Source organism: Acinetobacter sp. NPDC052428 (assembly GCF_044547685.1).
GTDB classification, from domain to species: domain Bacteria; phylum Pseudomonadota; class Gammaproteobacteria; order Pseudomonadales; family Moraxellaceae; genus Acinetobacter; species Acinetobacter lwoffii_G.
The window spans coordinates 48,007-70,343 of the sequence record NZ_JBIUAT010000014.1; the positions used below are offsets into that span (position 1 = coordinate 48,007).

Here is a 22,337-nt window from a genome sequence, read left to right on the forward strand (position 1 = left end):
TACGTTGTTATAAACGCATAAAATCATTAAATAATGCCAGAAGCATCATACTGCCGAGCAGTACCATACCAATTTTTAACCCAACCAATTGTATTTGTTCGGAAACAGGTTTACCACGAATTAATTCAACAAAATAGTAAACCAGATGTCCGCCATCAAGCATTGGAATAGGCAGTAGATTTAATATTCCTAAACTTACACTCATTAGCGCCATAAAGGAAATAAAAGTTTCCCAGCCCATTTCTGCACTTTGTCCTGCCACTTTGGCAATGGTAATTGGACCTGATAAATTATCCAGGCCAATCAGGCCACGTACCATTTTGACGATCGAGTTCAGAATCATCGAAGATAAATGTGCTGTTTTATCAAATGCCATCACCAGTGCTTCGCCTGGCGAGTAATGAATAGTCTGTTTATATTCTGCGGGAATGGTCATTTTACCCGGATCGCTTTGTACGCCCAGCATACCGGTCACCTTGCCCATATTGTCACGTTTTCCTTGCGGCATGACTTCAAGCTGAACCACCTGATTTGCGCGTAGTACATCCATTTTGAGCAATTTTTCTGGAGATGCCTGCACCACCTGTACGACATCAAACCAGTCTTTCATCTGAACGCCGTCAATAGCCAGAATCTTGTCGCCTTCTTTCAAACCTTGACGGATGGCTGCACCATCTTCACTCAGTTTGCTGATCACTGCCGGAATTTCTGGCCGATAAGGCAAGAAACCCAGGCTTTCTAGTGGCGATTGACTTTGATCTTTTAAATAGTTTTGAATCGGCAACTGGAACAATTTGTTTTCACCAGCGCGATCTGCCTGAATAGAAACCACGCCAGTTTCACCAACACGATCCACTAAGGCATAACTGAGCTTTTCCCAGGTTTCTACCTTCGTCCCATCCACGGCCACAATTTTGTCGCCCGGCTGCATTTGTACGGTGGCAGCAGGTGTATTTGGTAAAACTTTGCCCACCCGGGTATTCAGCTGTTCTTGTGCCGGTAAAAATAACACCCAGAACAGAAGAACTGCAAAAATCAGGTTGATCAATGGACCCGCTGCCACAATGGCGATCCGTTTCCACGGATGCTGACGATTAAAAGCTTTGGGTAAGTCCTCTTCAGCGACATTACCTTCACGTTCATCCAGCATCTTGACATAGCCACCCAAAGGCAAGGCAGACAATTGATACTGAATTCCGGATTTTTTCGAGGTCCATTTTAATAATGTTGGTCCAAATCCAATGGAATAAACCAATACTTTAACGCCCAGTTTACGCGCCACAATATAGTGACCGAACTCGTGAATCGCAATTAAGGGACCGAGTAAGAGAATTGCAGCGGCAATCATAAACAAGGCATTCATATCTTAACTTCCTTTATTCACAACGTATTGCTGTGATAAACCTCGTGCCATTTGATCTGCTTGCAAGATAGCCTCCAGATCATGTGCAGGTTGATTGTCCATCTGATTTAGGACATGCTCAACTACCTGAGGAATTTGGGTAAATCTGATCTGTTGATTTAAAAATGCAGCAACTGCAATTTCATTGGCCGCATTTAAAATCGTAGGTGCAATTCCGCCACTCTGCATGGCCTGACGGGCCAGTTTTAATGCAGGGAAACGGAGCATATCCGGTTCTTGAAAATTAAGTTGTGAATGCATAAACAGATCCAGTGGCGCCACATGCGTACTAATACGCTCAGGCCATGCCAAAGCATGTGCAATAGGTGTGCCCATATCTGGATTACCCATTTGTGCCAAGGTCGAACCATCAACGTATTGAACCATGGAGTGAATAATACTCTGTGGATGCACAACAACTGTAACAAATTGTTCTTGAACTGCAAACAAATGGCAGGCTTCGATCAATTCTAAACCTTTATTCATCAAGGTAGCAGAATCGACTGAAATTTTTTGACCCATGGACCAGTTAGGATGCTTGCAAGCTTGGGCAGGTGTGACCTCTTCAAGTTGCTGCATGCTATGGTTCAGAAACGGCCCACCCGACGCGGTCAGCAGAATCTGGGATACACCCAGTTTGGGCTTGCCATGACGCTCTGCCTCAAAATAATGCTGTGGCAGACATTGGAAAATCGCGTTATGTTCAGAGTCAACGGGAAGCAGTAATGCCCCATGATCGCGCGCTGCCTGCATCATGATGTCACCCGACATCACCAAAGCTTCTTTATTGGCCAACAGTACGCGTTTACCCGCTTTCACAGCAGCCAATGTCGGCAATAATCCTGCAGCACCAACGATTGCTGCCATCACAATATCAACATCAGCGTGTTCAGCCACAGCAATTAAACCGGCTTCATCTTGCAGAATTTCAATATTAGCCAAATGATGTTGCTGGAGTCGTTTTGAGAGTTCATCTACTTTTTCAGCCGGCACCACCGCCACTTTAGGACGGTATTGCCGGCAAATTTCAACCAGCTCCTCGATACGACTTTGCGCGGTCACAGCAAAAACCGAGTATGCTTCAGGATGTCGCTGCAAGATTTTTAAAGTACTTTGACCAATGGAACCTGTAGCACCCAGTATACAAACTGCTTGTGACATTTATAAATCTACACCAATAAGTTTTAAAACAGCCATACCTGCTGCAAAGATTGGAGCTGCAGCAAGCAAAGAATCAATACGATCCAGTACTCCGCCATGTCCTGGCAAAATTCGACCTGAATCCTTAATACCGGCACGACGTTTGATCATGGATTCAAACAGGTCACCCAGTACCGAACTAAATACCGTAACGACAGATAAAATCAGGAATAAAGTCAGTTCTGGCCAGGTCATATCCAGATAAAGCAAGGCAACTGCCGTTACAATCAGCATTGAGGTAACGATACCGCCGTAAAGTCCTTCTACCGATTTGTTAGGACTAACATTCGGCGCCAACTTTTTCTTGCCGAGTTTACGACCCACAAAATATGCACCACTATCTGCGCCCCATACCAGTAGAAACAGGTACATTAGCCACCACGGTGAACTTTGCCAGACAGAGAAAATTGCAGTAACTGCAGCAGAAATCAGAACTACACCGATTCCGTGTAGGCTAGTGTTATACCAGCCATCATATTCAGGATAGGTTTTAACCCAGTAAATACTGAGCAACCAGGTAATTATAGAAGCTACCCATAACAATAAGGCAACTTCGGCAAAATACAATGCCAAAGCTGAAAGTGCCGCAGTGAGCACTCCATATCCCCAAGCAACAGGTTTGATGACATGTTTAAATTTTCGCGGCATGAGTTTAAACCACTCATAGCCGGCCACCCCAGCAGCAAGAACCATCAATACAAACATTGGATAATGTGATTCGGTAGCAAACATACAGCTCAGTACAACTGCTACCAACACCAATGCGGTTATAATCCGCTCAAACATGTATTAATTCTCAAGTTTTTCCTGATGAATCTGTTCTGATGTTTTACCAAAACGACGTTCACGTCCGCCAAATACGGCAAGTGCATCATCAAGTTCTTCGACGGTAAATTCTGGCCATAGCGTCTCAGTGAAATAAAGCTCTGCATAGGCTGCCTGCCACAACAGGAAATTCGACAGACGGAAATCTCCACCCGTACGAATCAGCAGATCAACTGCAGGTAAATCACCGAGGCTGACATATTGACCAAATACATCAGTATTAATTGCATCAAGATCTAATTTATTTGTTAAAACATCGTTGGCAATTCGCTGTGCAGCTTGTGCCATATCCCACATACCACCATAACTGATTGCAATAGTGAGTGTCATACTATTGAAATTAGCAGTCCTTTCTTCGGCATGCAACATAAGTCCCTGTAATTCTGGGGACAAACGGCTGCGATCACCGATAAAGCGTAAGGCAATATTGAATTTTTCCATGCGGGGCAATTGTTCATGAATGGTATCAACCAGCAATTTCATGAGCAATTCAACTTCAAACTGTGGACGATTCCAGTTTTCACTTGAAAAGGCAAATACAGTTAAAGCCTGGATATTTCTTTTTTTACAGTGTTCAACAATCGGATCCAGAACCGTTTTTCCTTCACGGTGTCCATCACCTTTTTGCATCTGATTTTTTTTGGCAAAACGATTGTTGCCATCCATGATGATGGCAACATGTTTCGGAAGACGGGGATTTTCTTCAGCAACGGTCATCGATGAATTAGACCTTCATCAATTCAGCTTCTTTCGCAGCCAAGCGCTTGTCAACTTCAGCAACAAATTTGTCGGTAATTTTCTGGATTTCGTCAGCAGCACGACGCTCTTCATCTTCAGAAATTTCTTTTTCTTTCAACAAAGCTTTGATATCGCCCAATACATCACGACGAATATTACGGATCGCTACTTTGGCATTTTCTGCTTCATTACGCGCAACTTTTTGCATGTCACGACGTGTTTCTTCAGTCAACGCAGCCATCGGTACACGAATCGCATCTGCTGTAATTGGGTTTAGACCCAAATCAGATTCACGAATCGCTTTATCAATTGCAGAAACCATTGAACGTTCGAAAGGCTGGATTAACAAAGTACGTGAATCTTCAACACCTACGTTTGCCACCTGGTTCAATGGAACGTCTGAACCATAGTAAGAAACCATCACGTTATTTAAAATTGATGGATGCGCACGACCGGTACGAACTTTTGCAAAACCATGCTCTAGAGATTCTAGAGTTTTGTTCATACGGTCTTCGCTGTCTTTTTTAAGATCGTTAATCATATGATCTTCCTTACTTAATTCTTGAAAAGAGGTTATTACTAAATTAGCGTGTAGTATAAAGTGCTTTGGTGCTCACGTCATTAATTGGTAACGTGAGTCCCTTCTTTTTCACCCATCACAACGGAAAGCAATGCGCCAGATTTATTCATATCGAATACTTGTAGCGGCACGTTGTGATCACGACATAAACAGATTGCAGTTAAGTCCATTACACCCAGCTTTTCGTCCAGAACCTGGTCAAAAGTCAATGTGTCATATTTAACCGCATCATCATATTTGCTTGGATCTTTGTTATATACGCCATCAACTTTGGTCGCTTTCAAGATCAAGTCTGATTCGATTTCAATACCACGTAAACAGGCAGCTGTATCTGTCGTAAAGAACGGATTACCTGTACCTGCCACGAATACACACACTTCACCCTGAGTCAGGTGACGGATTGCATCACGGCTTGAGTAAGACTCAACCACGGCACCAATTGGCAATGCAGACATTAAACGGGTTTTAATATTACGGCGCACCAAAGCGTCGCGAAGTGCCAAACCGTTCATGACTGTTGCTAGCATACCCATCTGGTCGCCAGTTACACGACCAACTAGACCATCTTTTTGTAGCTGGCTACCGCGATACAGGTTACCACCACCCACAACAATACCTACTTGTACGCCTAAACCCACGAGGTGCGCAATAGAAAGTGACATCTGATCGAGCACTTGTGCATCGATCCCCATGTCTTTATTGCCTGCCAGCGCTTCACCAGAAAGCTTTAACAGGATGCGACCAAAGCGTGGCTTTTTAGAATCCAACATCATCAAACTCCAAAGTATTCAATTTAATTTTTTTTAATTCAAAATCTTAAGCAGACTTGATTGAAATGAGTTTTGCGTACAGATCGTATTCATCTGCATCGGTAATCTCGACTTCAAGTAAATCCCCTGCCTTAATGACGCTTTTATCGATATCTTCAACAAAAACATTGCCATCAATTTCAGGTGCATCTGCATAAGAACGCGCAACCGCTACCGGGAATTCATCTTCCAGGTCATCTACCAGCACAGTCATGGTTTGACCGATACGTTTTTGGAGTTTGGCTGCTGAGATTTCTTGCTGAACCTGCATGAAACGCTCATAACGCTCTTGTTTAATTTCTTCAGGAACGTGATCTGGCAAATCATTTGCTGTCGCACCTTCAACTGGCGAATAGGTAAAACATCCCACACGATCCAGCTGGGCTTCTTTCAGCCAGTCCAGTAACATCTGGAAGTCTTCTTCAGTTTCACCCGGGAAGCCCACCACAAATGTTGAACGCAACACCAGATCAGGACATTTCTCGCGCCAGATTTTCAAACGCTCCAGTGTATTTTCACTGTGCGCAGGTCGTTTCATCAGTTTGAGAATTTTTGGACTCGCGTGCTGGAATGGAATATCCAGATAAGGCAGGATTTTGCCTTGTGCCATCAGGTCAATCACAGCATCCACATGCGGATATGGGTAAACATAGTGCAAACGTACCCAGATTCCCAACTGACCCAATGCTTCACACATGTCATAGAATTTGGTTTTAACCGGCTGACCATTCCAGAAATCCAGCTTGTATTTCGTGTCCAGGCCATAAGCAGAAGTATCCTGGGAGATCACGAGTACTTCTTTTACACCGGCACGTTTCAGCGCTGCAGCTTCTTCAAGCACAGAACCAACTGGACGTGAAACCAGATCGCCACGCATGCTTGGAATAATACAGAAGGTACAACGATGGTTGCAGCCTTCAGATATTTTCAAATAAGCATAGTGTTTTGGCGTCAGGCGGATGCCTTGCTCTGGAACCAGATCAATAAATGGATTGTGTTTTGGCGGCTCAGGCACGTATTGATGAACCGCATCCATAACTTCTTTATATGCCGCTGCACCTGTCACTTTCAGGACATTGGGATGCATTTGGCGAATCTTGTCTTCGTCTTTACCTAGACAACCTGTTACGATCACGCGACCATTCGCGCTCATCGCCTCACCAATCGCATCTAGCGACTCTTGCACTGCGGATTCAATGAAACCACAGGTATTTACTACAACTAAATCAGCACCGTCATAATCCGAAGCGACGTCATAACCTTCAGTCTTTAACTGGGTTAAAATACGTTCAGAATCTACCAATGCCTTAGGACAACCTAAAGATACAAAACCGACTTTGGGGGACTTCATGAATTTTCGCTCTACTAGAATGCGCGTATTGTATGTCTTTTCGCATCATAAAAATAGTTGAAAACCTGACTCTTTGCATCATGCACTAAAATATTGCCATAAAATATTCAACATACCCACTCATGCACCAAAATGAATCATTTTAGATTTACAGCCTCAATTTAATCCGCTATATCTAAGATGAATTGTGTTGCTCTGTCACATTTCTGCATTTCATCGCAATAAATAATCTCTCGTCATAAAAGTTGGCGTGCATCTTGCATCAAATCAGAACTTAAAATTGATTAAATTGCTTTATGAAGATGCCATTGCGCCATTTTAATACAGGAACAAACCCGCAAATGGATCAAATTATTCCGATCGACTATCGTGCTTTAGTGGACAATATGACCACGTGTATCTTATTGATAGACCGCGATCTTAATATTTATTATCTGAATTCTGCCTGTGAAGCCTTATTTGATGTGAGCTTATTCCGCGCGAGCGGCACATCCGTGCTCAATATTTTGCAAAACCCGACAGATGAGTTTAATACCGAAGAAGCCCTGAATAATACTTTAACTACGGGACAGCCTTATACACGCCGCGAAGCCACTATTCTGGTCAACTTTAAAGACATTCATGTTGACTACACTGTTTCTCAGCTAAATCTGGGCAAACCTTATCATCCGCTACTGCTCATCGAACTCAATCCTCGCGATCGCATGTTAAAAATCTCTCGTGAAGAAAATCTGCTGCAACAGCATCAGGTAGCGCGTCAGCTGATTCGCGGTGTTGCGCATGAAATCAAGAATCCCTTGGGTGGCATTCGCGGGGCGACTCAACTCCTGGCACGCAGTTTGAATGATCCACAATACAAAGAATTTACCGACATTATTATTAGCGAAGTGGATCGACTCAGAAATCTGGCCGATACCATGCTCGGTTCACGCCAGCTTCCGAGCTATGAACTGGTCAATGTGCATGAACCTCTGGAACGGGTGCGTTCACTGATTGCCAATCAGACCAAAAAGAAAATCAAGATTACCCGGGATTACGACCTGTCCTTACCGGAAGTTCTGGCAGACCGCGACCAATTGATTCAGGTCATTTTGAATATTTGCGCCAATGCCGTACAGGCCATGACCGAGAACAAGGAGTTCTTTGTCGAACATCAACCGGAACTGATTTTAAGAACCCGGATTCAGCGTCTCTTTACCATTAACGGGGTGATTCACCGCTCTGTAGTAAGGATTGATATTGAAGACAACGGTCCAGGTGTGCCGGAAGAGATTATCGAATCGGTGTTTTATCCGCTGGTCACCAGTCGCGCAAAAGGTACCGGACTGGGCCTCAGTATTGCTCAAAATATTATTCATCAGCACAACGGCATGATCGAGTGTCAGTCCGTGGCTGGAAAAACCGTCTTTAGCTTATATTTACCTTGGGAGTCGAATCATGTCGCGAAATAAAATATGGGTGATTGATGACGATCGCGCCATGCGCTGGGTACTGGAAAAGACCTTTAAAGAGGAAGGTCTGGATGTGACCAGTTTTGAAGAAGCACAATCTGCACTAGACCAACTGAGTCTGGAGGCACCCGATGTGATTTTGACCGATATCCGCATGCCGGGTATTGATGGACTTACCTTCCTGGGCAAGGTTAAACACAGTTATCCTGACCTACCTGTCATTATTATGACGGCGCATTCAGACTTAGAATCGGCTGTTTCTAGCTATCAAACTGGTGCTTTTGAATATCTGCCTAAGCCTTTTGATATTGATGAAGCACTGGCGCTGGTAAATCGTGCAATTTTACATATCACCAAGCTACAGCAACAAGAATCAGCAAAAGCGGCTCCACCAATTCAATCTACCGAAATTATTGGTGAATCGCCTGCCATGCAGGAAGTGTTTCGTGCCATTGGCCGTTTATCACAATCGCATATTACCGTGTTGATTAATGGTGAGTCTGGTACAGGTAAAGAACTGGTGGCGCATGCCCTGCATCGTCATTCACCACGCAGTTCAAAACCTTTTATTGCCCTCAATATGGCGGCGATTCCAAAAGACCTGATCGAAACCGAACTCTTTGGCCATGAGAAAGGTGCATTTACCGGTGCTAATACCCAGCGCCAAGGTCGTTTTGAACAGGCCAATGGCGGCACGCTGTTTTTAGATGAAATTGGCGATATGCCATTTGAAACGCAAACACGTTTACTGCGCGTTTTGGCAGACGGTGAGTTCTACCGTGTTGGCGGTCATATTCCGGTTAAGGTTGATGTACGTATCGTGGCAGCGACCCATCAGGATCTGGAAAAACTGGTTCATGATGGTCGCTTCCGTGAAGACTTGTATCATCGCCTGAATGTAATTCGTATTCATATTCCAAAACTGGCACATCGTAGTGAAGATATTCCGATGCTGGCGCAGCATTTTCTGGCACGTGCCGGCAAGGAACTTGGGGTCAATCCAAAGATTCTGCGTCCTGAAACCCAGGAATATATGCAGAAATTGCCGTGGCAAGGTAACGTGCGTCAACTTGAGAACACCTGTCGCTGGCTGACTGTCATGATCACAGGTCGTGAAGTCTATCCGGAAGACTTGCCACCTGAACTGAAACAAATCCCAATTCATCAGCAGGATCCGGGTGCGCCAATTCCAACGCTGAACCAGATCGCACCGCATCACTGGGATGAATTGCTGGGTCAATGGGCGATGCAGAAACTCAAAAATGGTGAAATGAAACTTCTGGATGTTGCGACGCCGATGTTTGAACGCACCTTGATCAATGCAGCCTTGCAACAAACCCGTGGCCGTAAACGTCATGCCGCAGAACTTTTAGGTTGGGGTCGCAACACTTTAACGCGCAAGCTTAAAGAATTGGGCATGGATACTACGGATGATGAAATCGAAGAAGAAATAGAAAGTTAATCTTTCCATATAAAAAAGCGCCGATTGGCGCTTTTTTATTGATGATGATTTATGCAGTAAAACCCACATAGCGGAAATACCCATCTATGCCCAGATCAGACTTATATATCAGATAATTTGAATAAGTCGCTTGGGTGATTTCATCCAGCATATTCACCTGATCATCATTGGCATGCAGATCATCTACAGAACGCGGCATGCTGTGCTCGAATTCATCCGTCATATATTCAAAGCCAATATCCATGGCAATAAACAGGGTATGTTCACAAGGTTGCACATACTGCTCTTCTGCCCAATCAATCACGTTGTGCTGACAATGTGGACAGGCAATATTATCAGTGGCCTGAATCGAGAGTGGAATAAGTTGATAAGCCATATAAAAATCAATCTGTTTACTATTCGTATATTTTAGCAAATTTTATGGACTGACTTTATTCAATTAAAAGTCTCGACGATAAAAAAGGGAGTCTTCAGATTCCCTTTTTTTATATTGATAGGCGTCAATGCTGGATTATTTATGCGCAGCCTTATAGCGTGATAGTGCGGTAACCGCGACTGCCGATATGACCACTGCTGGCAAACTTGCCACAAGAATACCAGTGGTGCCCAAACCTAATGCCAGAATTTTTCCAGTTAATAATGGTCCAGTCATCGCCCCTAAACGCCCTAGAGAGATCGCACTCCCCACACCGGTGACTTTACCCGCGCCTGAGTAAAAAATCGGTGAGATCCCATATAGAATCGATTGGCCACCTGTAGAGAAAAGGCCACCCATGACTCCCGCCAAAATCAATAACGGAATAGAAGTTGTGGTGAATAACAATACCAAGGCAACAAACAAGCCACTATAAATGATAGTCGCCATTTGCCAGAGCTTTAAACGATCCAGTAAGTAACCCAGACTCAAGGTTCCAATGACAGCGCCTGCCTGGAACACCAACATCACCAGAAATGCCTGTTGTTTCTGTAAACCTTGTTCCATAAGCAAGTTAGGTAACCAGCTGATCAAAATATAATTGATCATTAAGGTAAAAAAGAAACCGACCCAAAGAGGTACTGTATTTTTATACTGGCGCTGCTTGAACAAAACTTCAGCCATGCCCGGCACAGCTTCACCAGAGACCTGTACCTCCGCATTTACCTTAAGCTTATCTTTAAGAATAAACGCCATCAATGGAATCAGTGCTAAAGGTGTTAATCCCCCAATCAGGAACAAGGTTTGCCATTGAATCTCCGGAAGCAGCATGGCCAGACCAGCAACAAAGATCGCCCCTACCGGTAAACCACAATACATCAAACTATTCAACTTGCCACGGTTGGCTTCGGTTGCTTCATCACCGACGACTGAAATCATGGTTGGCATTGCCGCGCCTAAACCCAGACCGGTAAAGAAACGCGCTGCATATAAAACTTCGATGCTGGGCGCAATTGCAGTCAGCGACATAAACAGACCAAAAATAGTCACAGAGAGCATCAGGACTTTCTTTTGTCCCAAATAGTCCGCGATACGTCCGCCAAAGAATGCGCCAAATAGCATTCCAAAGACACCCAGACTAAATACATAGCCCATTTGGATTTGATCTAAACTAAAGCTTGCTGCAATTCCTTTCGCCGCAATCCCGGGAGCTTGAAGGTCAAAACCTTCAAAAAATGCGACCCAGAAACATAAGAATATCGTTAATATTTTTTGGGCTTTTCCGCTGTATGGCTGTGCCATGACTGATCTCCATCAATAATTCACAAACCGTTTGATAGTCTGACGATCCGTTGCATTATTCTTAACCTAATCTTGATAGAGAAATAGCACGACAATAGTCGGGTTTAAGCACATCAGCATGTGTAAATATCATCTAAATTAGACCTAAAAGATTGTATTTATAGACTTAATACATCTTAATAATACTTATTATATATATTTATCAATGACTTAATTTAATAGTAGTTATTTTTAATTCAATGATAGTCAAAACTTATACAAAACTATAAGTCGATAAAAAGCCCGCTTAACGCGGGCTTTTCTAGCGCAAAATCTTAAGCAGATTTCTTTGCTTGTGCATTCTTACGAATTGTAATCATCACCAGTTGAACTGCTGCAGGCGTTACACCCGGAATACGACTGGCTTGCGCCAATGTTTCAGGACGAACATCTTTCAGTTTCAAGGTAATTTCACGGGACAGACCCGACACGATGTCATAATCAAAATCCGCAGGAATACGGGTTTCTTCAAGACGTTTCATTTGTGCCACGTCTTCATGCTGACGGTTAATATAACCCGCATATTTCACTGCAATTTCAATTTGCTCACCAACAAATGGCGATACTTCAGAATTCGTTAACTCTGCAATTTGAGCAAATGAAATGTTTGGACGTTTCAACAAATCAATCGCCGAACACTCTTTAGACAGATCTGCACCTGTCATTTCAACGAATTTCTTGCCCATAGGATTATTTGGTGCAGCCCACAGGTGTTGCAAACGGCCCGTTTCTTTTTCTACTGCTTCCATTTTTTCACAGTACACCGCCCAACGCGCGTCATCCACCAGACCCATTTCGCGACCAATTGCTGTTAAACGCTGATCTGCATTATCTTCACGCAGCATCAAACGGTATTCGGCACGTGAGGTAAACATGCGGTACGGTTCTTTGGTACCTAATGTGATCAGGTCATCGACCAGAACGCCCATGTACGCTTCATCACGTTTTGGTGTCCACTGTTCCTGATCCCAGGCACGACGTGCCGCGTTCAAGCCTGCAAGCAAACCTTGCGCACCCGCTTCTTCATAACCGGTTGTACCGTTGATTTGACCGGCGAAATACAAGTTATTAATTGCTTTGGTTTCAAGGGTAAATTTCAACGCTTGTGGGTTGAAGTAATCGTATTCAATGGCATAGCCCGGACGAAGAATGTGCGCATTTTCCATACCACGGATCGAGCGAACCAGTTCAAACTGAACGTCGAACGGTAAAGAAGTCGAAATACCATTTGGATAAAGCTCATGTGTATCCAAGCCTTCAGGCTCCAAGAAGACTTGGTGAGAATCTTTATCGGCAAAACGGTGAATCTTATCTTCAATCGATGGGCAGTAACGTGGCCCAACACCTTCGATCACACCCGTGTACATCGGTGAACGGTCTAAACCGCCACGAATGATTTCATGCGTGCGTTCATTGGTATGCGTGATATAGCAATTCACCTGTTCAGGGTGCATAGACACATCCCCCATGAATGACATGGTCGGAGATGGGAAATCACCCGGCTGTGGTGTCATCACAGAGAAATCCACTGAACGCGCGTCAATACGTGGTGGTGTACCTGTTTTTAAACGACCTACTGGCAAGTTTAATTCACGTAAACGATGTGCCAAGGAAATTGACGGCGGATCACCGGCACGACCACCGCTAGATTTCTCCAGACCGACGTGGATGACACCACCTAGGAAAGTACCTGCTGTCAGCACCACAGTTTTGGCATCAAAACGGATACCCATTTGGGTAACCACACCTTTAACAGTATCGCCTTCAACAATTAGGTCGTCTGCTGCTTGCTGGAAGATATCAAGGTTTGCTTGGTTTTCTAATGTTTCGCGAATAGCCGCCTTATAACGTACACGGTCCGCCTGCGCACGTGTTGCACGTACTGCAGCACCTTTACGCGAGTTCAAAATACGGAATTGAATACCGCCTTTATCGGCAGCCAGTGCCATCGCACCGCCCAAGGCATCAATTTCACGCACCAAATGCGATTTACCAATACCACCGATGGCCGGGTTACAGCTCATCTGCCCTAAAGTCTCAATGTTATGAGTTAAGAGTAAAGTCTGTCGACCCATACGCGCTGCAGCCAGAGCCGCTTCCGTACCGGCGTGACCGCCACCGATAACAATGACATCGTATACTTTAGGATAATGCATAGTGGTAATTGATAGATAAAAAAGAATAGCTGAGCATTATAGCAAATTTCACTCTAAAGTAGACAAATTCAGTTGAATTTATCCTGAGATAAATCGCACTTAACTCGCATAACAATAAAGCACTGTAATTTAACTTTGCAGAGGAACTATATAAATTAAACATATAAGCTGAGAAATTTACTCGATTTGCATTGTTTAATCTCGCGCATTTTTTAATCTATATGTTGGTTACATTACAAACAAAGGTATAAAAGATGAATAAGAATATTTTCCTCTCAACCGTTCTATGTGGTTTATGTTTTGCGCCATTTGCTGCATCAGCGAATGATAAGGTCGAAACCATTTATAATGCACAAAAGTACCAACAGGTTTGTAAAGGCAAATCCCAAGGTGCACAAGTCAGTTTTGCCCATCGCGGCATTATCTGGAATGGTACCTGTGAACCGCAGTTTTTCGCTTCATCCAAAAACGCTTCAATCAAAGGCGATGAAGCCGAACTCATGAGTACTTGTAGCGGCAACAGTGGTGCAACCACTGCCACCATTAATGGTGCCGAAGTCAAAGGTAAATGTGCATTAGGCTTTATGCCACCACGCCCTCAGGGACAATCTCAGATGCAAAGTCAGCCAATGCAGCCACCGATGCAAAGCCAACCAATGCAGAGCATCAGATGAACCAGCCAGCACAGCCTGACTCACCAATGCAAGGCCAGCCAGGTATGTAGCCGATATATATCTAAATAGTTTAGATTTCAAGTAAAAGCTTTGACGGGCAAAGTGACTGCATTTTGCCCGTTTTTTATTGCTTATTTATTCATCTAGGCTAAACTCAAAATATATCTATAAATGTATAATAAAAAGGCAAATTCATGGATTCGGGGTTTTTTAGCGTTTTTTTGCCAATTACATTGGCAATCATGATGATGGGGCTGGGGCTAGAACTCACCATCAAAGATTTCCTGCGCTTAAGTCGCTATCCTAAAGTCATTTTTATTACTTTATTTGCGCAGTTAGTACTGTTACCCAGCATTGCTTTTTTTATTTGTCTGATTTTGGACTTGCCCGCTTTGCTTGCTGTAGGTCTGATGTTGCTAGCCGCCTCACCTGGCGGCCCAACCGCGAACCTGTTTAGCTACATATATAAAGGTGATGTGGCACTGAATATTACTCTAACCGCCATTAATACCATCATCTCTATTTTTACCCTGCCCTTTATTATCAATCTATCCTTACACTACTTTATGAGTCATGACTCAAACGTGACTTTTCCAGTTGAAAAGATTGTGCAGGTGTTTTTAATTACCTTGATTCCCGTGATCATGGGTATGCTGCTTCGGGCCAAATTTCCAAACCTGTCAATTACTGTCAGCAGGCCCATGCGCTTACTCTCTATCGGTTTCCTAACCATCCTATTGATATTCGCCATTTTCAGAGAACGTTCGAATTTGGTCGAATACTTTGCCAATATTGGTGCAGCAACTGCGATTTTATGTTTTTCCAGCCTGTTTATTGGCTATTGCATTCCTTTACTCATGGGTATTCCAGAGAAAATGGCACGCGCCTGTACCTTTGAAATTGGCATTCATAACACTGCCATTGCGCTGACGATTGCGATATCGGTCTTAAATAATGTCACGATGGCTATTCCTGCAGGCATTTATACAATTTTCATGTACAGTTTCGCCACTATTTTCGGTGTGCTGATTAGTCGCCAGCAAGTGGTGTATAGCAATAAAAGTCGTTTATCAGATTTGTAATTTATTTGGCTGATTCTGCTATAAGGCTGTATGCTTTTCTAAAGAAAATCAGAAGTATTAAAACAATTTTCGACAAGGAGCATACAGATGGATTCTGGCCTTATAACGATATTACTGCCGCTGGCACTTGCAATCATCATGATGGGACTGGGCCTTGAACTGACACCTCGGGACTTTAGCCGTGTCACTCGCCACCCCAAAGCCGTATTTATAGCATTGTTCTGCCAACTGGTTGTTCTGGTTGGCATTGCCTTTTTGCTTTGCAAACTATTCGCTTTAACCCCATTGCTCTCGGTCGGGTTGATGCTCCTGGCGGCTTCGCCCGGGGGTGCAACGGCCAACCTGTTTAGCTATCTGTTTAAAGGTGACTTAGCCCTCAATATCACTTTGACTGCTATCAACTCAGTCATCGCAGCAATTACCTTACCTTTAATTATTAATTTTTCGATCATGCATTTTATGCAGGATAGCCAGCAAGTTGGCCTGCAATTCGGCAAGATTCTGCAAGTCTTTGCGATCATCCTGATTCCGGTGGGAATTGGCATGCTGATTCGGCGCTATGCACCAAGCGTGACAGCAAAACTGAATCGGCCGTTGCGGATTTTTTCCATTGGCTTTTTGGTGCTGATTATTATTGCCACACTTATTAAAGAACGCACAAATATCGGCGAATACCTGACCCAGGTTGGCCTGGCGACTGCCTTATTCTGCATCCTGAGCCTGAGTATTGGTTATCTGATTCCACGACTACTGAACATTAATAGCGCTCAAGCCCGTGCCAGTGCATTTGAAATTGGCATTCATAACAGCACCCTCGCCATGACTATTGCCCTGACCGTGATTGGCAGTGCTGCTGTGGCGATCCCAGCCGCGGTTTATTCTATCTTTATGTATATCTTTGCTGCAATTTTTGGCAGTCTATTGAATCGGCTTGCACCACTCCCGGCGCAAACACCTTTAACGAATCTGGATTAGATAAGCTCTGGAACTGTTCAAAGGATGCCTCAGGCATCCTTTTTATTTTGGGAATGGATCAAGAAGATAGCAGCGTTGAGTCTGAACTTCCGTTACAATAGCTTTTTGAAAAATGTATAAAGGTTATTTCTGTGAAGTGGTTACAAATTCATATTACGGTTGAACAGGCTCAGGTTGATTTTACTGAGACATTACTCAGCTCGCTAGGCGCAGTGAGTGTGACTCTGGATGATGCTGAAAACCAGGATTTGCTGGAACCACTTCCAGGTGAAACACCACTCTGGAATAAAGTGATTGTGACCGGTATTTATGCGCAGGAAGAAGGCGAAGAAATCGATGTTGCCGCACTAGAAACCTTTATTCGTGCACAAATGCCAGATGCTCCGATCCGTCATGAACTGATTGAAGATCAGGCTTGGGAACGCACCTGGATGGATGCCTATGAGCCAATTCAGATTGCTGATAAATACTGGATCGTACCGGAGTGGATGGAAGCACCTGATGCCGATGCGGTAAATATCAAGCTTGATCCAGGTCTGGCTTTCGGAACAGGCACCCACGCTTCAACTTTCCTGTGCTTACAATGGCTGGGCAAGATTGATGTGAAAGATAAAATTGTTATCGATTATGGCTGTGGTTCAGGCATTCTCGCGGTAGCTGCACTCTTATTAGGTGCGAAAAAAGCATATGCCACTGATATCGATCCACAAGCTGTACTGGCGACTCAGCAAAATGCTGAACTGAATGGCGTACTGGACAAACTTTATGTCGGACTGCCAGAAGAATTTAGAGATGAGCTCGGCAATACCAAAGCTGACGTCTTTGTTGCCAATATTCTGGCAGCACCACTGATGATGCTGGCTCCTGAGTTCGCAACTTTAATTAAATCTGAGGGACAGTTCGCACTTGCCGGAGTGATTGAAGAGCAAGTTGCTGATGTTACTAGCATTTACTCAAATTATTTTGATATATTAGAGGTAGAAAAACGAGACGAGCACTGGTGCCGTATCTCGGGTAAACGCCATAAGAACGAATGAGCCTATAAATAATCCATGAGTGACAAAAGAACCCATTGCCCTACCTGTTCCACCACCTATAAGGTCACAGTTGCTCAACTCACCGTTGCGCAGGGTATGGTTTGCTGTCCCAAATGTACTACTTCATTTAATGCCTTATCGCATTTGGTGACCGAAACCCGGAATTCGGTCACCGCCTCAATGTCTCACGCTCAGTCGAACTCCAGCGAATTCAGCAAAACTGATGCTCAAAATAACTCAGGTGTTTATCACACGGATCAGCAGCATCGTCATAGCCTGCTACAGATTTTTGATAAAAAAGTTGAACATTCCAATATTGATCTGGAAACCTATTTAAATAACCTGAATTATTTCAGTACCGAGCCGATTTCAGTTCTGCCGAGTATGAACTGGGAAGATCAGGCAGAAAAGCAGACTAAACGCGGGCCAATGTACTATATAGGCTGGAGTTTACTCAATCTCTCGCTATTCAGCCTGTTGCTGTTTCAATTTTTTTGGTTCAATCCACAATACATCAAAAACAGTCATGTCATGAGTCTGGCCTTTAACAGTGCCTGTGAAGTGTTTAATTGTTCCAATCTGGAAAAATACTACACATTAATTCAGGCCAATAAAGTCAAAATTAAGGCAACCGGTAATAATGAAGCTGAGTTTAGCGGTGAGCTGATCAATTTTCATGACCGTAGCCTGGCCTTACCGATTTTAAGAATCAATCTGGAACATCGCGGTGAAGTGATTGCAACTTATAACCTGTCCTCCGAAGAGTACCTGATTGAAAGTCTGGTCAATATTCAGCGCATCCCAAAAAACAGCCCGTTTAAATTCAAATTTAAGCTTCCAGTCGATCGTAAAAGCTTTGATCGCTATACTTTGGAAATAATTCGCCCCTAATCTGCTGAGAAAGCATTAAAAAATTAAAAAAAGTTAAAAAAAATGCAGTTTTCTTGCTCACTTTTGCTTAGACAATGGTATGATACGCGCCACGAAAGCTATGTGCTGCAACTCCTCGCGACTTTTTCACAACAAATACAGTCTTGCCTAATGCGCTATAAAATTTATTGCGTATCGTGCAGATTTTTTTGTTTTGATTTTGGTCAGTAACAAAACTTTAACTATTGTTACGCTTATTTTTCGACCAAATCGCAGAGATGTGTCAAGCTACAGGCTCAATGTAATGACTAAGTTTTAGAACTTCCGTTTTAGGATCTAAAATGGAGTTCATTTCAATTTCTAGACCACTTTTATATATCACTTTACCCAAGTGATATTTGTTTTTCGGATTAATTCGCATGAATAGCAAATCTCCTATTTTTACTGCACAATCTGATGTTGCTTTACGTATCCACGTAGATCGCGCAGTTCGCCACTATTTTGCACAACTGCAGGGCGAGCAACCATCTCAGGTATACGACATGGTGCTAGCAGAAATGGAGAAACCTCTTCTATCTGTAGTTCTAGAATATACACGTGGTAACCAAACACGTGCTGCCGAGATTCTCGGACTCAACCGTGGTACTTTACGTAAAAAGTTAAAAGCTCACGGTTTAATGAGTGAATAAATGATAAAATGCTTGCGGCTTCCGCAGGCATTTTTTTTAACCTGTAAATTGCTGATTTTGTTTTATTCTGTTCCTTGAAAACTGTGACGAAGATCATGACTATTAAACGCGCTTTAATCTCTGTGTCTGACAAGACTGGTATTGTTGAATTTGCACAAGAACTTGCTGCTCTAGGGGTAGAAATTTTATCTACAGGTGGTACCTACAAATTGTTGAAAGACAATAATGTGGCTGTAGTTGAAGTTTCGGAGCATACAGGTTTTCCAGAGATGATGGACGGCCGTGTAAAAACACTACATCCAAAAATTCATGGGGGTATCCTGGCTCGTCGTGGTCTAGACGAAGCTGTGATGGCTGAACACAACATTGATGCTATTGATTTAGTCGTTGTAAACCTTTATCCATTTGCTGCAACGGTAGCAAAACCAAACTGTTCACTTGCTGATGCTATCGAAAACATCGACATCGGTGGTCCTACCATGGTTCGTGCTGCAGCAAAAAACCATGCATCAGTCGGTATCATCGTAAATGCTTCTGACTATGCAACTGTCGTTGCCGAGCTTAAAGCTGAGGGTGCTTTATCTCATGCAACTCGTTTTGACCTAGCAGTAAAAGCATTTGAACATACTGCTCAATATGACGGCATGATCGCATCTTACTTAGGCGCTCGCGTAGGTAAAGAAGAAGGTCAGGCAGACAAATTTGCACGTACTTTCAATACTCAATTGAACAAAGTTCAAGACCTTCGTTACGGTGAAAACCCGCATCAAGCTGCTGCATTCTATGTAGAAGACACAGCGACTGAAGCTTCTGTTTCAACAGCGAAACAGCTTCAAGGTAAAGAACTCTCTTATAACAACATCGCAGATACTGATGCAGCACTTGAATGTGTGAAATCATTTGCGAAGCCTGCTTGTGTGATCGTTAAACACGCTAACCCATGTGGCGTTGCAGTATCTTTAGACGGTATTCAAGCAGCTTATGATCTTGCGTATGCAACAGATCCTGAATCTGCTTTCGGTGGCATCATTGCATTCAACCGTGAATTAGACGTTGCAACTGCACAAGCGATTGTAGATCGTCAATTCGTTGAAGTGATCATTGCACCGAGCGTTGCTGAAGGCGTTCTTGAAGTAACAGGCGCGAAGAAAAACGTACGCGTACTTGTATGTGGCGAACTTCCAGCAATCGATGCGCGTCAATCGCAACTTGACTACAAACGCGTAAACGGTGGTTTGTTAGTTCAAGATCAAGACTTGGGCATGATCACTAAAGATGATCTTAAAGTAGTCACCAAACGTGCGCCGACTGAACAAGAAATCGATGACATGATCTTCGCTTGGAAAGTAGCGAAATACGTAAAATCTAACGCGATTGTGTATGCTAAAAACCGTCAAACCATTGGTGTCGGCGCTGGCCAAATGAGCCGTGTAAACTCAGCTCGTATTGCTGCAATCAAAGCTGAACATGCTGGCTTAATAGTTGAAGGTGCGGTAATGGCATCTGACGCATTCTTCCCATTCCGTGATGGTATTGATAACGCTGCGAAAGCGGGTATCAAATGCATTATCCAACCGGGTGGTTCTATGCGTGATGAAGAAACGATTGCTGCGGCTGACGAAGCTGGTATTGCAATGGTGTTCACTGGTATGCGTCACTTCCGTCACTAATTAATTTTAAATCCTCCCTAGCCCTCCTTAATAAAGGAGGGTTTTCTATATCATAGTAGAGCGAAGGGAGTCCCCCTTTTATCAAAGGGGGATTTAGGGGGATTCTATTTCAGAAGGATTTTTTTTAATGAATATTTTAGTTTTGGGTAATGGCGGTCGTGAACATGCATTGGCATGGAAAATCGCACAAGACGATAAAGTCGCTAAAGTCTTTGTTGCTCCGGGCAACGCAGGTACAGCCACTGAAAATAAATGTGAAAACGTAAATTTAAGCATTTTAGACAATGCTGCGATTATCGATTTCGCAAAAAACAATGCAATTGATTTAATTATCGTGGGCCCAGAAGCCCCACTTGTGAATGGTGTCGTTGATGCTTGCCGTGAAGCAGGTGTAAAAATTTGGGGTCCTACTCAATTTGCTGCACAGCTTGAAGGCTCTAAAGCATTTGCAAAGCACTTCTTAAAACGTCACAACATTCCAACTGCTTTCTATGACGTATTTACTGAAGTAGATGCGGCTAAAGCATTTGTTGAGAAAAATGGCGCGCCAATTGTGATCAAGGCTGACGGTCTTGCTGCGGGTAAAGGCGTAATCGTTGCGATGACCAATCAAGAAGCATTTGATGCGATTGATGACATGCTTGCAGGCAATAAATTTGGTGATGCAGGTTCTCGTGTTGTGATCGAAGAATTCCTTGCAGGTGAAGAAGCATCTTTCATTTGTATGATTGATGGCGACAACATCTTGCCAATGGCAACATCTCAAGACCATAAGCGTATTTTTGAAGGCGACCAAGGTCCGAACACCGGCGGTATGGGTGCGTACTCTCCTGCGCCTGTTGTGACGGCTGACGTATTTGAAAAAACCATGAAAGAAGTGATGCGTCCGACTGTTGACGGCATGAAAGCAGATGGTCATGTTTACACAGGTTTCTTATACGCAGGCTTGATGATTGATGAACAAGGTCAACCTAAAGTGATCGAGTTTAACTGCCGTTTTGGTGACCCTGAAACTCAACCAATCATGATGCGTTTAAAATCATCTTTAGTTGATTTGGTTGAAGCTGGTATTGCTGGTAACTTACCTGCGGAAGCTGAATGGGATGAGCGCAAGACTGTCGGTATCGTACTTGCGTCACGTGGCTATCCTGAAACGTCTAGCAATGGTGATGTGATTTCAGGTTTAGACACTGAAATGGCAGATGCGAAAGTGTTCCATGCAGGTACTAAAGCCAATGAAAATGGTGAGATCGTGACTGCTGGTGGTCGTGTACTTTGCGTGACTGCACTGGGTAATACCATTGGTGAAGCACAAGCAAAAGCTTTAGAACTTTGCAAAAAAGTGACATTCGACGGCGTTCAATACCGTAAAGATATTGGTTACCGTGCGATTGCGCGTGAAAATGCTTAATCTAAATTTTGGTTAAGTAAAAACCCCGCTAAGTGCGGGGTTTTTAATTAGTAATTTTTATTTCATTTGAGCTACTAATTCTTTCCATTCATCAAAATTAGTATTGAACCGTACCGGGTTTGTCGGAGACTTTTTTATTTAAGTTAGGCCACCTGACCTAACGGGTTAATCTTATCATAGTACATTGCTTCAAACTCAA

The 22,337-nt window shown here is 43.5% G+C and carries 20 protein-coding genes; 10 read left to right on the plus strand and 10 right to left on the minus strand.

What is annotated here, in order from left to right; all coding sequences use genetic code 11:
- Window positions 1–7: 7 nt before the first annotated feature.
- The 7 genes from rseP to rimO form a co-directional block, all read right to left on the minus strand.
- Complete coding sequence (gene rseP / locus ACIG3F_RS09390; protein ID WP_396469889.1) at window positions 8–1,363, minus strand: RIP metalloprotease RseP; 1,356 nt, start codon at window positions 1,361–1,363, stop codon at window positions 8–10.
- 3 nt (window positions 1,364–1,366) lie between these two features.
- Window positions 1,367–2,563 carry a 1-deoxy-D-xylulose-5-phosphate reductoisomerase gene (gene ispC / locus ACIG3F_RS09395; RefSeq protein WP_224215727.1) on the minus strand — a complete coding sequence of 399 codons (1,197 nt, stop codon included), beginning with the start codon at window positions 2,561–2,563 and terminating at the stop codon, window positions 1,367–1,369.
- Window positions 2,564–3,388: a phosphatidate cytidylyltransferase gene (locus ACIG3F_RS09400; RefSeq protein ID WP_247143545.1), complete on the minus strand. Its 825-nt coding sequence runs from the start codon at window positions 3,386–3,388 to the stop codon at window positions 2,564–2,566. It abuts the gene before it with no gap.
- Window positions 3,389–3,391: 3 nt separating this feature from the next.
- The gene (gene uppS, locus ACIG3F_RS09405) at window positions 3,392–4,144 is read right to left on the minus strand and encodes a polyprenyl diphosphate synthase (protein ID WP_338841262.1); all 753 of its coding nucleotides are present in this window, start codon (window positions 4,142–4,144) and stop codon (window positions 3,392–3,394) included.
- 7 nt (window positions 4,145–4,151) lie between these two features.
- Window positions 4,152–4,706 carry a ribosome recycling factor gene (gene frr, locus ACIG3F_RS09410; protein WP_004279885.1) on the minus strand — a complete coding sequence of 185 codons (555 nt, stop codon included), beginning with the start codon at window positions 4,704–4,706 and terminating at the stop codon, window positions 4,152–4,154.
- An 80-nt stretch (window positions 4,707–4,786) separates the two neighbouring features.
- Entirely contained in the window at window positions 4,787–5,515 is a 729-nt protein-coding gene (pyrH, locus tag ACIG3F_RS09415; protein WP_004279886.1) for a UMP kinase, read from the minus strand.
- 46 nt (window positions 5,516–5,561) lie between these two features.
- Entirely contained in the window at window positions 5,562–6,905 is a 1,344-nt protein-coding gene (gene rimO / locus ACIG3F_RS09420; RefSeq protein WP_005263068.1) for a 30S ribosomal protein S12 methylthiotransferase RimO, read from the minus strand.
- A gap of 341 nt (window positions 6,906–7,246) precedes the next feature.
- Between rimO and glnL the strand changes: the two genes are divergently transcribed.
- Window positions 7,247–8,356: a nitrogen regulation protein NR(II) gene (glnL, locus tag ACIG3F_RS09425; RefSeq protein ID WP_005107202.1), complete on the plus strand. Its 1,110-nt coding sequence runs from the start codon at window positions 7,247–7,249 to the stop codon at window positions 8,354–8,356.
- Window positions 8,343–9,818, plus strand: coding sequence for a nitrogen regulation protein NR(I) (gene glnG, locus ACIG3F_RS09430; protein ID WP_004279889.1), 1,476 nt, complete (start codon window positions 8,343–8,345; stop codon window positions 9,816–9,818). Before glnL ends, glnG begins: the two co-directional genes overlap by 14 nt.
- A gap of 49 nt (window positions 9,819–9,867) precedes the next feature.
- Here the strand turns inward: glnG and ACIG3F_RS09435 are convergent, their stop codons facing one another.
- The 3 genes from ACIG3F_RS09435 to mnmG all read right to left on the minus strand — a co-directional run bounded on the left by ACIG3F_RS09435 (window position 9,868) and on the right by mnmG (window position 13,730).
- Window positions 9,868–10,194, minus strand: coding sequence for a hypothetical protein (locus tag ACIG3F_RS09435; protein WP_004279890.1), 327 nt, complete (start codon window positions 10,192–10,194; stop codon window positions 9,868–9,870).
- Between the two features lie 135 nt (window positions 10,195–10,329).
- Window positions 10,330–11,535, minus strand: a complete 1,206-nt coding sequence (gene mhpT / locus ACIG3F_RS09440; RefSeq protein WP_396469891.1) for a 3-(3-hydroxy-phenyl)propionate transporter MhpT — start codon at window positions 11,533–11,535, stop codon at window positions 10,330–10,332.
- 314 nt (window positions 11,536–11,849) lie between these two features.
- Complete coding sequence (gene mnmG, locus ACIG3F_RS09445) at window positions 11,850–13,730, minus strand: tRNA uridine-5-carboxymethylaminomethyl(34) synthesis enzyme MnmG (protein WP_004279892.1); 1,881 nt, start codon at window positions 13,728–13,730, stop codon at window positions 11,850–11,852.
- A gap of 254 nt (window positions 13,731–13,984) precedes the next feature.
- Between mnmG and ACIG3F_RS09450 the strand changes: the two genes are divergently transcribed.
- The 8 genes from ACIG3F_RS09450 to purD all read left to right on the plus strand — a co-directional run bounded on the left by ACIG3F_RS09450 (window position 13,985) and on the right by purD (window position 22,138).
- On the plus strand, window positions 13,985–14,404 hold the full coding sequence (locus tag ACIG3F_RS09450; RefSeq protein WP_071852164.1) for a hypothetical protein: 420 nt from the start codon (window positions 13,985–13,987) through the stop codon (window positions 14,402–14,404).
- A 194-nt stretch (window positions 14,405–14,598) separates the two neighbouring features.
- Complete coding sequence (locus ACIG3F_RS09455; RefSeq protein WP_396469893.1) at window positions 14,599–15,486, plus strand: bile acid:sodium symporter family protein; 888 nt, start codon at window positions 14,599–14,601, stop codon at window positions 15,484–15,486.
- 87 nt (window positions 15,487–15,573) lie between these two features.
- Window positions 15,574–16,461 carry a bile acid:sodium symporter family protein gene (locus ACIG3F_RS09460; protein WP_311203478.1) on the plus strand — a complete coding sequence of 296 codons (888 nt, stop codon included), beginning with the start codon at window positions 15,574–15,576 and terminating at the stop codon, window positions 16,459–16,461.
- Between the two features lie 131 nt (window positions 16,462–16,592).
- A complete protein-coding gene (gene prmA, locus ACIG3F_RS09465; RefSeq protein ID WP_396469894.1) occupies window positions 16,593–17,498 on the plus strand; it encodes a 50S ribosomal protein L11 methyltransferase in 906 nt (301 codons plus the stop codon).
- Window positions 17,499–17,513: 15 nt separating this feature from the next.
- Window positions 17,514–18,389, plus strand: a complete 876-nt coding sequence (locus ACIG3F_RS09470; RefSeq protein WP_396469895.1) for a DUF3426 domain-containing protein — start codon at window positions 17,514–17,516, stop codon at window positions 18,387–18,389.
- Window positions 18,390–18,787: 398 nt separating this feature from the next.
- Window positions 18,788–19,057, plus strand: a complete 270-nt coding sequence (gene fis, locus ACIG3F_RS09475) for a DNA-binding transcriptional regulator Fis (RefSeq protein WP_001086304.1) — start codon at window positions 18,788–18,790, stop codon at window positions 19,055–19,057.
- Between the two features lie 95 nt (window positions 19,058–19,152).
- Window positions 19,153–20,727, plus strand: a complete 1,575-nt coding sequence (gene purH / locus ACIG3F_RS09480) for a bifunctional phosphoribosylaminoimidazolecarboxamide formyltransferase/IMP cyclohydrolase (RefSeq protein WP_396469896.1) — start codon at window positions 19,153–19,155, stop codon at window positions 20,725–20,727.
- Window positions 20,728–20,854: 127 nt separating this feature from the next.
- On the plus strand, window positions 20,855–22,138 hold the full coding sequence (purD, locus tag ACIG3F_RS09485) for a phosphoribosylamine--glycine ligase (RefSeq protein ID WP_396469897.1): 1,284 nt from the start codon (window positions 20,855–20,857) through the stop codon (window positions 22,136–22,138).
- The last annotated feature ends 199 nt before the right edge of the window (window positions 22,139–22,337 follow it).

Bases quoted from the DNA above. Each gene is read 5' to 3' on its own strand.
- rseP (WP_396469889.1), bottom strand. From the start codon at position 1,363: ATGAATGCCTTGTTTATGATTGCCGCTGCAATTCTCTTACTCGGTCCC.
- ispC (WP_224215727.1), bottom strand. From the start codon at position 2,563: ATGTCACAAGCAGTTTGTATACTGGGTGCTACAGGTTCCATTGGTCAA.
- ACIG3F_RS09400 (WP_247143545.1), bottom strand. From the start codon at position 3,388: ATGTTTGAGCGGATTATAACCGCATTGGTGTTGGTAGCAGTTGTACTG.
- uppS (WP_338841262.1), bottom strand. From the start codon at position 4,144: ATGACCGTTGCTGAAGAAAATCCCCGTCTTCCGAAACATGTTGCCATC.
- frr (WP_004279885.1), bottom strand. From the start codon at position 4,706: ATGATTAACGATCTTAAAAAAGACAGCGAAGACCGTATGAACAAAACT.
- pyrH (WP_004279886.1), bottom strand. From the start codon at position 5,515: ATGTTGGATTCTAAAAAGCCACGCTTTGGTCGCATCCTGTTAAAGCTT.
- rimO (WP_005263068.1), bottom strand. From the start codon at position 6,905: ATGAAGTCCCCCAAAGTCGGTTTTGTATCTTTAGGTTGTCCTAAGGCA.
- glnL (WP_005107202.1), top strand. From the start codon at position 7,247: ATGGATCAAATTATTCCGATCGACTATCGTGCTTTAGTGGACAATATG.
- glnG (WP_004279889.1), top strand. From the start codon at position 8,343: ATGTCGCGAAATAAAATATGGGTGATTGATGACGATCGCGCCATGCGC.
- ACIG3F_RS09435 (WP_004279890.1), bottom strand. From the start codon at position 10,194: ATGGCTTATCAACTTATTCCACTCTCGATTCAGGCCACTGATAATATT.
- mhpT (WP_396469891.1), bottom strand. From the start codon at position 11,535: ATGGCACAGCCATACAGCGGAAAAGCCCAAAAAATATTAACGATATTC.
- mnmG (WP_004279892.1), bottom strand. From the start codon at position 13,730: ATGCATTATCCTAAAGTATACGATGTCATTGTTATCGGTGGCGGTCAC.
- ACIG3F_RS09450 (WP_071852164.1), top strand. From the start codon at position 13,985: ATGAATAAGAATATTTTCCTCTCAACCGTTCTATGTGGTTTATGTTTT.
- ACIG3F_RS09455 (WP_396469893.1), top strand. From the start codon at position 14,599: ATGGATTCGGGGTTTTTTAGCGTTTTTTTGCCAATTACATTGGCAATC.
- ACIG3F_RS09460 (WP_311203478.1), top strand. From the start codon at position 15,574: ATGGATTCTGGCCTTATAACGATATTACTGCCGCTGGCACTTGCAATC.
- ACIG3F_RS09470 (WP_396469895.1), top strand. From the start codon at position 17,514: ATGAGTGACAAAAGAACCCATTGCCCTACCTGTTCCACCACCTATAAG.
- fis (WP_001086304.1), top strand. From the start codon at position 18,788: ATGAATAGCAAATCTCCTATTTTTACTGCACAATCTGATGTTGCTTTA.
- purH (WP_396469896.1), top strand. From the start codon at position 19,153: ATGACTATTAAACGCGCTTTAATCTCTGTGTCTGACAAGACTGGTATT.
- purD (WP_396469897.1), top strand. From the start codon at position 20,855: ATGAATATTTTAGTTTTGGGTAATGGCGGTCGTGAACATGCATTGGCA.